Below are 12,934 nucleotides of genomic sequence, written 5' to 3' on the forward strand. Positions count from 1 at the left end.
ACGTCAAACCGTTACGCCGCCAAGGCGTTGCCTTTGACGGGAAAACAGCGCATGAGAAGCCATGCCCAAGCGTTTTTTTGCCACGCCGCCGCTGTCCCCGCTGATCATTTCCGACACCACCCTGCGCGACGGGGCGCAAATGCCCGGAGTGCGCTTTTCCGTGGCCGACAAGGTGGCCATTGCCAAAGCCCTGGCCGCCGCCGGAGTGGACGTCATCGAGGCCGGCTTTCCGGCCGGTTCGGACCATGAGATCGAGGCGGTGCGCCGCATTGCCGCCGAAACGAGCGGCCCGCTTATCATGGCGCTGTGCCGGGCTGTCACCGCCGACATCGACGCCGCCTGGACCGCCCTGGCCGACGCCCCGCCGACACGCCGGGGGGTGGGCATTTTTCTGGGCACCAGTCCGCTGCACCGCCGCCACAAGCTCGCTAAGACCAAGGCCCAATGCCTGGAGATGATCGCCGGGGCCGTAGCCTATGCCAGAGAACGCTTCGACCGGGTGACCTTTGGCTGCGAGGACGGCAGCCGCACCGAACCGGCTTTTTTACGCCAGGCCTATACCACGGCCATGGACGCCGGAGCCACCGGCATCGGCTTTCCCGACACCGTGGGCGTGCTGACCCCGGAAGTCGTGCGCCGCCGGGTGGCCATGCTGACCAGACTGGCCCATCCGCGCGGGGTCAAGGTACGGGTGCATTTTCATAACGATCTTGGCCTGGCCACAGCCAATACCCTGGCCGCCGTGGCCGCCGGGGCCGATATCGTCCATCTGACCGTTTGCGGCATCGGCGAGCGGGCCGGCAACGCCGCTCTGGAAGAAACCGTCATGGCCCTGACCCTCAACCAGCAGCAGTACTGCCGCTCCATCAACATCGACACCCGCCAGCTCACGGCCCTGTGCCGGCTGGTGGCCGAGCGGGCCGGCATTGCCCTGCCGGCCAACAAGGCCGTCACCGGAGCCAATATCTTTGCCACTTCGGCCGGCGTCCACCAGGACGGCCTGCTCAAGCACCCCGACACCTATCTGCCCTTTCGCCCGGAGCTGGTCGGTGCCGACGGCATCCGGCTGCCGCTTTCGCCACTCTCGGGCAAGGCGGCCCTGGCCTTGCGGCTGGCCGAGCTGGGTATTGCGCTTTCCCCCGAGGGTCTTGCCCGGGCCAGTCGGTTCGTCAAAAATGCCGACAAGGCCGCCTGGGATGACGAGGATGCCTTGCTGCGCCGGGCCGTGGCCGCTGCCGGGGAGGACCAGACGCCATGATGGGCTTAAGTGCCCTGCTGGCCCTGTGCCTGGCCCTGCTCCATTTGTATGTGCGCCTGCTCAGTCCCGTCCTCGACGCGCCACGCAGTCCCTGGCTGTCCCTGGCCGGCGGCGCGGCCACGGCCTACGTCTTTGTCCATATCTTTCCGAGCCTGTGCGACGGCCAGGAGGTGGTTCTGCGAACCGGCTGGGCCTGGGTTTCCACCCTGGACCGCCACGTCTTTCTCATCGCCCTGGCCGGACTGCTGGTGTTTTACGCCCTGGAACGGGCGGCCCTTGGCGCGCGCGGCGGCCGCGACACCCCGCCGCTTAGCCCGGGACAAGGCGTTTTCTGGCTCCATCTGGCCTCGTTTGGCCTGTACAATTTCCTTATCGGCTATCTGCTGGTGAACCGGGCGACGCCGGGACCGGCCAACCTCCTCACGTATTTCCTGGCCATGGCCCTGCACATGGCCGGCAACGACTATGGGCTTCGCCGCCACTTTACCGACAGCTACCGTCATCTGGGCCGGCTGGTCCTGGCCGGGGCTGTCCTGGCCGGTTGGGGCTTTGGCTATCTTTTCCGCGTCCACGACGCCGTGCTGGCCATTCTCTTCGCCTTTCTGGCCGGTGGCGTGGTCATGAACACCATGAAGGACGAACTTCCCCTGGACGGCTCAGGCAACGCCCCGGCCTTTACGCTTGGCGCGGTGGGCTACGCCGCCCTGCTGCTGGTTGTATGAAAAAAAAGATCCCTGCCGCTGCTGCGGCCAATGACCCGAACGGCCCTTTTTTCGGCCGCCATGTCTGGACGCTGTTTCGTTTCCTGGCTCCCTATCGCCGGGCTTTTGGTCTGGGACTGGGCTTAAACGTCCTGGCCCGGGCCTGCGATCTGCTCCCGCTGGCCCTGGCCGGCAAGGTCATCGATGCCGCCGTTAACGGCGTCACCGCCCCGCATACCTATCTGCTGTTCGGACTGGCCGTCTTGGCCTCGTTTATCTTTCTGGCCCTCTTCCAGAGCAGCTCGGATTACATCCTGGCGGCCATGGCCCAGCGCACCCGCCACGATATCCGCCTGGCCCTCTACAGCCGCCTCCAGACACTGGACCCGGCCTATTTTGAAGACCGCCAGACCGGCGACATCATGTCCGTGGTGGTCGGCGACGTGGACACCCTGGAGAGCTTTCTCACCGACGCCACCACCTCGATCATCCGGGTCGTGGTCACGTTTGTCGGCATCTACGGCTATCTTTTTTTCCTGGAATGGCGACTGGCTTTGCTCCTTTTCGTGCCGTTGCCGTTGGCCGTTTTCGCCGTGCGCCGTTTTGTCACCCGGGTGCAGCCGCGCTATCGGGGGGCGCGAAAGGCAGTGGGAGCCATTGCCGGGCTGCTTGAAAACAACATTGCCGGCATGGGCGTCATCCAGGCCTATACCGCCGAGGCCCGGCTGTTGGCCGCTGTCAGCGAGCGCTCGGCCGCCTACCGCGACGAGGCCGTGGCGGCCGAGGCCGAACGGGCCAGATTTCTGCCGGCCATCTATGCCGTGGCCGGCCTGTCCTTTGCCGCTGTCTTTGCCGGCGGCGGCTGGCTCGTTGCCACCGGAAACGGAACGACCGTTGGCGACTACACCACGTTTACCCTTTTTGCCGCGCGGCTCGTTCTGCCGTTATTTGTCTTTGGCATGCTGATCAATCAAATCCAGCGGGCCGAGGCGGCAGCCGCGCGCATCGCCGAGATGCTGGCCACCGAGCCGCGCATCGTGGACCGTCCCGAAGCCGTGGCCCTTGCCGAGCGGCCCCGGGAGATTGCCTTTCGCGACGTGCGCTTTGCCTATCCCGGCCGCGAGCCGGTCCTGCACGGCGTAAGCTTCACCCTGCGCCAGGGCGAGGTTGTCGGCGTGGTCGGCCCAACCGGTGCCGGCAAGTCCACCCTGGTCAAATTGCTGCTGCGCTACTTCGAGCCCACCAGCGGTGACATCCTGGTCAACGGCGCAAGCCTTGCCTCGGTCACCCTGGCCAGCTACCGCCAGCGTCTGGGCTATGTCTCCCAGGATGCCTTTTTGTTTCACGGCACAGTGGCGGAAAATATCCTGCTCGGCGACCCGCAAGCCGATTTGCCGGCCGTGCGCCGGGCGGCGGCCATGGCCGGGGCCGACGATTTCATCATGCGCTTGCCCGAGGGCTACAACACCATCATCGGCGAGCGCGGCATGAAACTCTCGGGCGGCGAGCGCCAGCGGGTGTCCCTGGCCCGGGCCATTTTGCGCGACCCGGCCTTGCTGCTGCTGGATGAAGCAACGTCAGCCGTGGACACCCGCACCGAAGCCATCATCCAGCAAAATCTCCACGAATTCCGCCAGGGCCGGCTCACCCTGGCCGTGGCCCATCGCCTGTCCACGGTGCGGCAATGCGCCCAGATTCTGGTGGTGGTGGAGGGCTGTGTGGTGGAGCGCGGCGACCACGAATCGCTGCTGGCGGCCGGCGGGGTCTATGCCGGCATGTGGGCGGTGCAAAGCGGCGGGGAAACTGCCCCATGACCGTCGTTTGCGACGCCGTTGCCCTTGCCGTTGCGCCTGCCGGGACGCGGCCTCATGGCCTTTGATCCCGACACCACCACGGTGTTGGATCTCGTGGCCGCCCACCCGTCCACCGAAGCGGTCTTTCGCCGCTACGACGCAGCAGCCGGCTGCTGTCTGCTCTGCCAGGGACTTTTTGAGACCGTCGCCGGTCTGGCCGTCCGATTCGGCCTTGACGGGAAGATGCTGACGACCGATCTTATCCAAGCGATACGCAAGGAGAAATAATGGGCATTGCGCTGGTCAAGACCGTCACCGCCGCCGGCTGAGCGGCCAAGATCGCTCCAGGGGACCTGGAGGCCGTCTTGCGGGGTCTGCCCCCTTTTACCGATCCGCGTCTGCTCACCAGCCAGGGAGTCAACGAGGACGCCGCTATCGTGCGGCTTCCTGGCGGCCAGGGGTTGGTGCAGACGGTGGATTTTTTCACGCCCATCGTCAACGATCCCTACAAGTTCGGGCGCATCGCAGCGGTTAATGCCCTGTCCGACGTCTACGCCATGGGCGGGGTGCCCCTGGCTGCCATGAACATCGTCTGTTTCCCGGCCAAGACCATGGACACCGCCATTTTGGGGGAAATCCTTCGCGGCGGGTTGGACGCGGTGCTGGAAGCCGGGGCTGTGCCGGCCGGCGGCCACAGCGTCGAGGACAAGGAGATCAAATACGGGCTGGCCGTGTCCGGGCTGGTCGATGCCGATGCCTTTGCTTCCAATACGGGCCTGCGGCCGGGCGACGTGCTTATTTTGACCAAACCGCTGGGCACGGGTGTTCTCGCCACGGCCATCAAGGGCGATTTCGGCGACATCCTCGCGCTGGAGGAACTTTTATACATCTGGGCCGGACGCTTAAACGCCGCCGGGGCGCGGGTGATCCGGGAACTGGGGCTTTTGGCGGCCACGGACGTGACCGGCTTTGGCCTGGGCGGCCATGTGCTGGAGATGGCTGCGGCGTCTGGCGTTGCGGTGGAGTTGCGGCTGGCCGACATACCCTTGCTGCCCCAAGCGGTGGAGCTGGCCGGCTACGGCATGTTGCCGGCGGGCAGTTTCGCCAACAAACGCTACTGCGCCGACGCCGTGTCTGTTGCGGCCGGGCTGGACCCCATCCGCTGCGATCTGGTCTTTGACGCCCAGACCTCCGGCGGGCTGGTGCTGGCCGTGCCCGAGAGCAAAGTTGCGGCGGCCCGGCAGATGCTCGAAGCAGCCGGCGATCTGGCGGCGGTCATTGGGAGGGTGGTGGAAGAAGAGGCAGGAAAGGCGCGGTTGCGGATTGGCTGACATAAAAACGGAATAGACTTCCTCTTAATGACAATAAAGGTTCAATTGCTTTGGATTCTCCAACCGAATAACATTATTTGACAATTGCGACCAATATAGATCGAAGCTCCAAGATCAATAGTATCAAACCGCAGTGCCACGAACTTCTTTCATGTTATTAAATACTTTTATGAGATGCTTTTTATTTCTCGCATTCATGACAACAAACAACTTATTATTTATTCTAATACAAACCATATAACGCGCAACCAAAAACGAGGACACCTCAGTCCCTATTCTTTCGTAAGCCTGGCTTCCGTCAAAAATGACAACGACAGGTCGAAACCATGTTTTCATACATCTAACATAAATCAAATCGTCAACAACAACAACCATCGAAAGAAAATAATCAGCAAACGATGACAAACATCCTATTGCAAAAAGAATACACACAAAGACCGTAAGACAATATTTTGCCGTTCCAATATTTTTAAACAGAATTGAACCAAAAAAACAAACTGCAAAAAATCCCATAAAAAATGCTGTAAATATAAAAATTACGATTTTTTCTAAAACAAAACAATTCAAATCTTGCTTGTCTCCATTAGCACCCGCAACACGTCGAAGCATGTCTTTTAATTTGTCGTCTTTGCTATTTACACAAACAGAATACACATACACCAAAATAACAGCTCCAAAAAGACCAAATCCAAAACTCAACAAATACACAATACGCACGTTCACGAAAGAACACCTTCTGCGCAATAACTTTGCAAGAAATGGAGATATTTCCGCTCCAACGCCGCATCATACCCCGGCGACAGCGGGTTCATAAACCCGTGCGCCGCTTCCGGTTCGATGTGTACGGCAACAGTGTCCGACACCAATTGCGAGGCAATGTCCCGGGGATCAAAAGCCGCTTCCTGGGCGGCGAAAATCGCCCGCACCCGGCAACGCGGCCGGACGTCAAGATGGCAGCGAATCCGTGAACCGTAAAACAGCACGGCCCGGCTGGCCGGATGGCAGCCCGCGCCGGCCGTATGCAGCCAGATCGCCGTGGCCCCGACGCTAAACCCCACGAGAAAGGCCGGCGCTTGCCCGGCTGCCGCCGCAATCCGGGCCGCATACCCGGCGATCCCCTCCCCGGCCAGAAAGGCCGCATGCGCCTCCTGCTCCGTGGCAAACGGACAGCCCACCCCGTCCCAGGGCGAAAGCACGACGGCCTGCCGGTCCAGATTGCCGGCCAGGGACTGCACGGCAGGCGTTATGCCGTAAATATCCGACGCTATGATCGTGTGCATGATTCGATATCTTTGCGTTAATAATGAACCAATTGCCCCTGTGTCGTCAAAAGAAAACGCCTGCCGCAGCCGATTGACCGATGTAGCGGCGTCTTATCCCTTCGTCATTATCTCTTGAGCCCGAATGCAATACCCACCAGGACGCCTTCCCGCCATCCCCCGCCGCCGTTAGCCGGCTTCCCCGCTCCCGACCGCCCCGAACTTGTCTTTAAATCGTAACGTCGCCCAGGCTAGTGGTTCGCCCATGGTAGCCGCAAACTGGAAGACCTGCCCGCGCCCCCCGAAAGGCACAGCCGGTGCCGGTGCCGGACAACCGACGCCTCCCCTGCGCGACGACGGCACCGGTGGCCCCTGTTCGCCCGAAGCGGAACAGCCCCAATCGCCCTGCCCGCCAGAACGTGTGCTTACGCCCAGCTCGGTAGCCCCAGCAGCCCATGCCGCCCATACAGCTCTGCCAAGCACCGACCCGCCGCTCCATCCGGCAGAGGCCTTTTTACGCGGCGTCCTGGAAGGGCTGCTTCCCGAGAGCGAGGCCAGCCTGACGGTTGCGGTCGCTCCCGATGCGTTGGATCTGCCGGTGGCAACGCTCTTTTTTTGCAGTCAGGCCCTGCATCGCCTGCTGGCTTCCCTGGAGCCTGCTGCTGCGCTGTGCCGGCATCCCGGCGACGCAGGCGCGCCCCTGCCGACCCTGACCGCCCGGCTTCGGGCGCACAGCATCGGCCGCTACACCCTGACGCTGGCGGATGACGGACAGTTTTTCCGCTGCCGTCTGCCGGGGGCAAGCCTGGACATGGAGGCCCTGACACCGCTTGTGGGATTCGTGCTCAAACGCCAGGGGTCAATCCGGTTGGCCCGTGGGCGCTCTACTGCGTTTGAAATCATCGGCTGACGCCGTTTATAAGGAGTCCACCATGGAAAAGGAAAAAGGCAAGATCAAGGTCGAAGGGGTGATGCAGATCACCGAAGTCATCGCCAACCTGGAAAAGCTGGTGTCTGACATGAAGGCCGGGCTGGTCACCATCGCTGCCGGTGATGAGTCCATCACCCTGCGTCCGTCGGTGCTGGTCAACGTGGATATGAAGGCGTCCCAGAAAAAGGACAAAGAGAAGTTCGCCCTGGAAATCTCCTGGAAAAAGCACAAGGAGATGGACGGCTTCACGGACATGGGCGAGTAGTTCTTTCTCCCTACGCACACCCCGACTCGGTTTACGGACCAGTCCCCCTGGAAAGGGGGTCCGGGGGGGATTATCCCCCCCGGCGGGAAAGTCCAGAAGGGGCAGCGCCCCTTTTAGCTCCCGCAGCGATACTTCATTAAGGCTGTGCCTCGAAAAAGCGGATGGCGTTGCGCAGTTCCCCGAAGCGGTAGATGTTGTAGTGGGCTTCGACGCCGTCCATGCGCTGCTGGCCCTGGCCGGTGGCGAAAAAGACGGTCCGCATACCGGCTTGACGCGCGCCGTAAATATCGCGGTACATGTCGTTGCCGACAAAGACCACTTCCTGTGGCGACAGATGCATACGCCGCAGGGTCAGGGCGAAAATGCGCGGATCAGGCTTGCGGTAGCCCAGGTCGCCCGAGACGACGATGGGGAAGAACAATTCTTCAATGCCGACCTGGCGCATTTCCGGCAAGGCCCAGGCGGTTTGGGCGTCGGACAGGGCGGCCAGACGGTAGTTGGGGCGCAGTTCGTCCAGGACTTGGCGCACTTCCGGGTAGAGTTCCAGGCGATTGAGCGAAATGCCGCGAAAAAGCTCGGCCAGAAAATGCGGCAACTGGGTCAGCTTGTTTTTGGGTATGCTCGCCCCGCTGCGCTCCAGACGGCTGACCACAAATTCCCGCCACACCGCCACGGCATCATACTCCGGAAACGCTTCCCCACTCGCCCGGCGCTGCTCTTTGAGGATCTGATAATAGCCCTCACGCACATCGCCGCGACTGGTGCGAATGCCGTAATACTTGAGCAGATGGCTGATGGAGCGGTAAATCTGTTCGTTGCCCTCGTCGGTGTTGATGTCAATGAGCGTACCATTGATGTCGCAGATGATTCCTCGAACAATCATAAAGCCCCCGTCAAAATACCCTTGGCTTCGTGGACAAGGCGTTTGCGATAGCCCTCTTCAAGCCAGGCGTTGCGGGCGATGCGCATAAGCGTCAGCCCCATATGAAACGGCAGCCGGGTGGACAGGGCGGCAAACGTGCGTTCGCGATCCGGGAAGTAGCCGGCGTATTCCCAGAGAAAATGCCCGATAAACGGCTCGGCCCGCGCACTGTCGCCGGTGATTTGCAGAAAACAGTGTTTGAGCTCCCCACACAACCGCCCCACGTCATAGACCCGGTCGTCGCGGTGCATGCGCTCCAGATCGATGGCGTAAACGTCCTGGCCGCGTCCGAACAAAAAATTGGACGGGGTGGCGTCGCCATGCACCGTGACCTGGACATCCTGCCACAAGGCCTCCCGGCCGGCATAGGCATGCCCCAGCTCCCGCAACCGCTCGGCGCGATGCGCGGAAACAACGTCGTGGCTGGCCAGATAGTCGACCACCCGGCCGAAGTAGCCTTGGGTTCTGGCGAAATCGACGTGTTCCGGACCGGCCGTCGCGTTGTGCAGGCGGGCAAAAAATCGGGCCAAACCGGAAAGCTTGCGGTAGAGCCGCTCACTGCGGCCATCGCGGGCAGCGGCGTCGATGACGCTGTCGAGCTGGTCGCCGGCAACGTATTCGATGACCAGCAGATCGCTCAGGGCGGCGTTGACGCCAAGGGGACGGGCCACATAATCCGGGGGAGCGTCCAGGCCCAGGCTGCGGGCGAATTCCAGGTTGCGGTATTCGTTTTCCGCAGTCTGGGGGGCGAAGCTGCCGTTTAAGCCCCTGGAGCGGGCGTAGAACTTTCCCACCACCCGGGCCTGGGTCCATTTGTCTTCGTAGAGATAGACGGCGCTGGCCGGAGCGACGCGGTAGACACGCCAGCGTGGTTCACGATCCGATGCCGCCAATTGCGGCAAAATGACGTCGCGCAGATACCCGTGCAGGGGATCGGAAACAGCGAGGTGGCCAAGATACTGATGCATGACGACACTTTTGAAGCCGACTGCGACAATTGTGTCGCGCGAAGCCGGGTTGACGATTCAGGCATAGTGTATAGCCAGCGTTGGACTTATGCAATTCTTTCCGACGCATGAGCCATGCGGCCTGTATCCGGGCTGGCACTCTGCCACCCTTGTCACGGACTCTTTTTTTGGACTCATTACTAAGAAATCATCCATGATTTCATGCTACGAGACTGAAATTTCCAGCCTGCGCCCCTCGTTTTCGCCATCGCCCTCCTCCCAACCCGCTTGTTTGGGAACAGATCGTGCATAGCTTAATGCAGACTGAGCCGGTAGGGATACTGAATCGTCCCGAAGGCTCAAAACAGCGGGTCTGCCGCAACGGGATACCGGTCGCCCGGGAGGATTGCACCATGAACAAGCACCTCACACTTTTCACGACGTCGCCGCCCATCAGCCTGACCTGGGATGAGGCTCCTGACGAACCAATAAAGGCCCCCAAGCCGATCTTTGACAACCCCTCGCTGGCCAGCACAGACCGCATGGTCTGCGCCCAGTGCGGCGATGACATAACCCGGTCGAGCCAGCGCATTGCCGTCAACGGCTCCCACCGGCACGCCGTGCCGACGGCCCATGGCATCGACCAGGAAATCGGGTGTTTTTCCCTGGCCCCCGGCTGCTTGTCCATGGGCCATTTCGCGCTGGATTTCGGCCAGCCGACCGAAGGCTTCTGGCAGATGGCCGTGTGCGCCGGCTGCGGCAACCATCTGGGCTGGCATCATCAGACGGACGACGCCTTTGGTTTCTATGGGCTGATCCTCGACCACCTGGCCGCCGCCCCTGACGACGCCAAGAAAGAAGCAGCCTAGTTGGTCTGATACGGCGTGACTCTCCCGCAGGCAGAATCCCCCCCGCCGCAGGCTCACCTGCGGCGGCCAGAGGATCAAGGCCAACCGCGACGGGTCCACCTTATCCCCCACGATGCAGGCATGGAGTCTGTCGAGACCTCGCCGCCGCCCGCCCAGTCTGTCCATCGAAACCTTAGCCCACGTTAAAGGCATGGAGTCTGGGCCGTTTGATCTGCCCGGGAGGCTGATTGTTGAGGCGGCAGACCGTGGTCAGCGGGCAGCTGTCTTCGGTACTGTCCTGGTGCGCATTGGTGTGGACGCTGCATATCGCCTTGTCGACATCGGCATAGAGATGCTCCAGCCCGATTTTTTCCAATAACCCACTGCGGCTCATGATCGCCATGACCAGATCATTGACGCCGGAGACGGAAATATCCACTCCTCTGCTGCGACATCTGTCGATAACCAGGGACAGCGCTTCCTCACCGGACGCATCCATATCGTTTATTCCCTTTGCCTCGAGGATGATATGCTTGAGGTTCTTTTTCGATTGCAGGCGGGAGGTTATGGAATCATCCAAAAAGCTTGCATTGGCGAAAAAGAGCGGCCCATTGAAACGGACAACATCAACATAGGGACAAAGCGCCAAGCCGTTGCGGGTGGCATCGCGCAGTTCGCCTTTCTCGGTTCGGGCCAGGGAACTGACCACAGGGCGCATATTGCGATAGAGAAAGACCCCGAGGGACAGGGTGACGCCGATCAGAATGCCCTTGTCGAGATGGGGCGCGAAGGCCAGGGTGGCCCCGAAGGTGATAATGGAGATGGCTCCGTCATACCAGGCAACTTTCCAGGAATGCACGAAACTTGACGGGTGGATGAGTCCGATGACGGCCATCATGATAACGGCCGCCAAGGTGCACTGGGGCAAATTGTAGAGCAGCGGCGTAAAAAAGAGCAAGGACACGACCACCATGGCGCTGGTGAACACGCTGGAAAAACCGGTCTGCGCCCCGGCTTGCAGGTTGACAGCCGAGCGGGAAAAGGAACCGGAGGTGGGATAGCTGTGGCTTACGGCACCGAAAATGTTGGCCAGCCCCTGGCCGATCAATTCCTGGTTCGGGTCAAGGCTCTGGCCGGTCTTGGCGGCGATGGCCTTGGCAATGGAAATGGCTTCCATAAATCCGAGCAGCGCGATGATGGCGGCATAGGGCAATACCCCCCCCATGATGGCCAGATCGATTTTCGGCACAGCAAGGCTCGGCAGGCCGGCCGGCACGACGCCAACCACGCTGCCACCGCCGATCATAGTCAGACGCGTCTGGTCCAGGCCCTTGTTCCCAACCTTTAAGCGCCAGGTGCGGCCGTCGGTTTTCGCTCCTGGTGCAACTTGGCCCTGCGCATAAAAGGCCAAGGCGCCATCAGGGCCGGGCACCCCTTTAAAAAGCATGCCCCGCAGCCGGGCCCGGGCCGCTTTGGCGGTGCTTTGGGCGATATCCATTTCCAGGGTGATCAGGTGCAGTTGGTTTTCGTCATCAACGGCGGTGAAGCGTTCGTCCTGGTCCTTGGCCTTGGCAATGGCCGTACTAAGGGCCGTGCGTGCGTTGGCCAGATTGGCCTGGGTGTCCATGGCCGCATTGTATTGGGCAATGTCTGCCATGGCCTGGGGATCGTTGAGGTTCTGGGCGTCCACCGTGGCATTGTGCTCAAACCCGGTGGCCCAGGCGAAAAGCGTGGTCAGGGCCACAGCGACAAGCACATTGGGAACCCGTGGCGCAAAGCGTTTGAGCAGGAACATGACGGCAAAGGCGAATCCTCCCAGGGCCAGGGTCGGCCAGTGGGTGTAGTGGAGGGCGGCCGAGAACACCTCGACGACGGTTTGGTAGTGGTGTTCGGCATTGTCCACCGACACCCCGAACATCTTCGAGAGCTGGCTGGTGGCAATGATGATGGCTGCCGCGTTGGTAAACCCGGACACCACCGGGTGCGAAAGGAAATTGACCACAAGGCCCAGGCGCAACAGGCCCAGGGAAAGCTGAAAAATACCGACGACCAGGGCCAGGAGCACGGCGTAGGCGATAAAACTGTCACTGCCGGCTGTTGCCAGCGGTTCGAGACTGGCGGCGGTCATCAGGGACACCACCGCCACCGGCCCCGTGGCCAACTGGCGGCTGGAGCCAAAGAGCGCGGCGATAAGCGGCGGCAGAAACGATGCATACAGACCGTAATGCGGTGGAAGGCCAGCCAGTTGCGCATAGGCCATACTCTGGGGAATCAGCACCAGGGCCACGGTTAAGCCGGCCATGAAATCTGCTTTCAGGCGCTCGGCCGAATAGTTAGGAAACCAACCAAGAAACGGAAGCACTTTCACTGCAAATGACAACATGATCCCTCTCTCAAAAGCACAGCATTGAGACCCGTATCGGTGCTGCTGCTGGAATCTGCCTTTGGTCGGCAGCCTGTCCGGCCGCTGCCAAGGTGCTTTCGCGCGACGCACCGCCAACCAAAGGACAAAGCAAGGTTTGAACCAAAGTTTTTAAACATTTAACACCATGTAATAATAACGAGTAAACCCCCGGCTCTGCCGGGGGACTCACAAAGTTTGACAGTTCCGGGAATCGGAAGCCTCCATCGCTTGAACCGCTCAAAGTTCAAACAGACGGAGGCTTCCTGTGAACGACT

At 61.2% G+C, this 12,934-nt stretch carries 13 protein-coding genes; 8 read left to right on the forward strand and 5 right to left on the reverse strand.

Features of this window, described 5'->3' with window-relative positions; translation table 11 throughout:
* The first annotated feature begins 61 nt into the window (after positions 1–61).
* The 5 genes from GTA51_RS03665 to selD are packed head-to-tail and all read left to right on the forward strand — an operon-like array spanning position 62 to position 5,083.
* Positions 62–1,258: a LeuA family protein gene (locus GTA51_RS03665; RefSeq protein WP_160958776.1), complete on the forward strand. Its 1,197-nt coding sequence runs from the start codon at positions 62–64 to the stop codon at positions 1,256–1,258.
* Positions 1,255–1,980 carry a hypothetical protein gene (locus tag GTA51_RS03670; protein WP_160958778.1) on the forward strand — a complete coding sequence of 242 codons (726 nt, stop codon included), beginning with the start codon at positions 1,255–1,257 and terminating at the stop codon, positions 1,978–1,980. The genes GTA51_RS03665 and GTA51_RS03670 overlap by 4 nt, the downstream gene beginning before the upstream one ends.
* Entirely contained in the window at positions 1,977–3,773 is a 1,797-nt protein-coding gene (locus GTA51_RS03675; RefSeq protein ID WP_160958779.1) for an ABC transporter ATP-binding protein, read from the forward strand. Before GTA51_RS03670 ends, GTA51_RS03675 begins: the two co-directional genes overlap by 4 nt.
* A 54-nt stretch (positions 3,774–3,827) precedes the next feature.
* Positions 3,828–4,040 carry a hypothetical protein gene (locus GTA51_RS03680; protein ID WP_160958781.1) on the forward strand — a complete coding sequence of 71 codons (213 nt, stop codon included), beginning with the start codon at positions 3,828–3,830 and terminating at the stop codon, positions 4,038–4,040.
* Positions 4,040–5,083 (forward strand): selenide, water dikinase SelD, encoded by a 1,044-nt coding sequence (gene selD / locus GTA51_RS03685; protein ID WP_160958782.1) that lies wholly within the window; start codon positions 4,040–4,042, stop codon positions 5,081–5,083. Before GTA51_RS03680 ends, selD begins: the two co-directional genes overlap by 1 nt.
* A gap of 123 nt (positions 5,084–5,206) precedes the next feature.
* Here selD and GTA51_RS03690 read toward each other — a convergent pair whose 3' ends face one another.
* Together GTA51_RS03690 and GTA51_RS03695 are read right to left on the reverse strand one after the other, a co-directional pair.
* Complete coding sequence (locus GTA51_RS03690; RefSeq protein ID WP_160958784.1) at positions 5,207–5,806, reverse strand: hypothetical protein; 600 nt, start codon at positions 5,804–5,806, stop codon at positions 5,207–5,209.
* A complete protein-coding gene (locus GTA51_RS03695; RefSeq protein WP_160958786.1) occupies positions 5,803–6,363 on the reverse strand; it encodes a dienelactone hydrolase family protein in 561 nt (186 codons plus the stop codon). The genes GTA51_RS03690 and GTA51_RS03695 overlap by 4 nt, the downstream gene beginning before the upstream one ends.
* Positions 6,364–6,607: 244 nt before the next feature.
* Between GTA51_RS03695 and GTA51_RS03700 the strand changes: the two genes are divergently transcribed.
* Together GTA51_RS03700 and GTA51_RS03705 are read left to right on the forward strand one after the other, a co-directional pair.
* Positions 6,608–7,252, forward strand: a complete 645-nt coding sequence (locus GTA51_RS03700) for a hypothetical protein (protein ID WP_160958787.1) — start codon at positions 6,608–6,610, stop codon at positions 7,250–7,252.
* 22 nt (positions 7,253–7,274) lie between these two features.
* Complete coding sequence (locus tag GTA51_RS03705) at positions 7,275–7,538, forward strand: amphi-Trp domain-containing protein (RefSeq protein ID WP_160958789.1); 264 nt, start codon at positions 7,275–7,277, stop codon at positions 7,536–7,538.
* 136 nt (positions 7,539–7,674) lie between these two features.
* Here the strand turns inward: GTA51_RS03705 and GTA51_RS03710 are convergent, their stop codons facing one another.
* Positions 7,675–8,421, reverse strand: a complete 747-nt coding sequence (locus tag GTA51_RS03710; RefSeq protein WP_160958791.1) for an HAD family hydrolase — start codon at positions 8,419–8,421, stop codon at positions 7,675–7,677.
* Positions 8,418–9,428, reverse strand: a complete 1,011-nt coding sequence (locus GTA51_RS03715; RefSeq protein ID WP_160958792.1) for an aminoglycoside phosphotransferase family protein — start codon at positions 9,426–9,428, stop codon at positions 8,418–8,420. The genes GTA51_RS03710 and GTA51_RS03715 overlap by 4 nt, the downstream gene beginning before the upstream one ends.
* A 392-nt stretch (positions 9,429–9,820) precedes the next feature.
* Between GTA51_RS03715 and GTA51_RS03720 the strand changes: the two genes are divergently transcribed.
* Entirely contained in the window at positions 9,821–10,276 is a 456-nt protein-coding gene (locus tag GTA51_RS03720) for a cereblon family protein (protein WP_160958794.1), read from the forward strand.
* Between the two features lie 172 nt (positions 10,277–10,448).
* On the opposite strand, the gene GTA51_RS03725 is transcribed toward GTA51_RS03720, so the two are convergent.
* On the reverse strand, positions 10,449–12,638 hold the full coding sequence (locus GTA51_RS03725; protein WP_160958795.1) for a SulP family inorganic anion transporter: 2,190 nt from the start codon (positions 12,636–12,638) through the stop codon (positions 10,449–10,451).
* Positions 12,639–12,934: the final 296 nt, after the last annotated feature.

This window comes from Solidesulfovibrio aerotolerans (assembly GCF_009856865.1).
Lineage (GTDB): Bacteria > Desulfobacterota > Desulfovibrionia > Desulfovibrionales > Desulfovibrionaceae > Solidesulfovibrio > Solidesulfovibrio aerotolerans.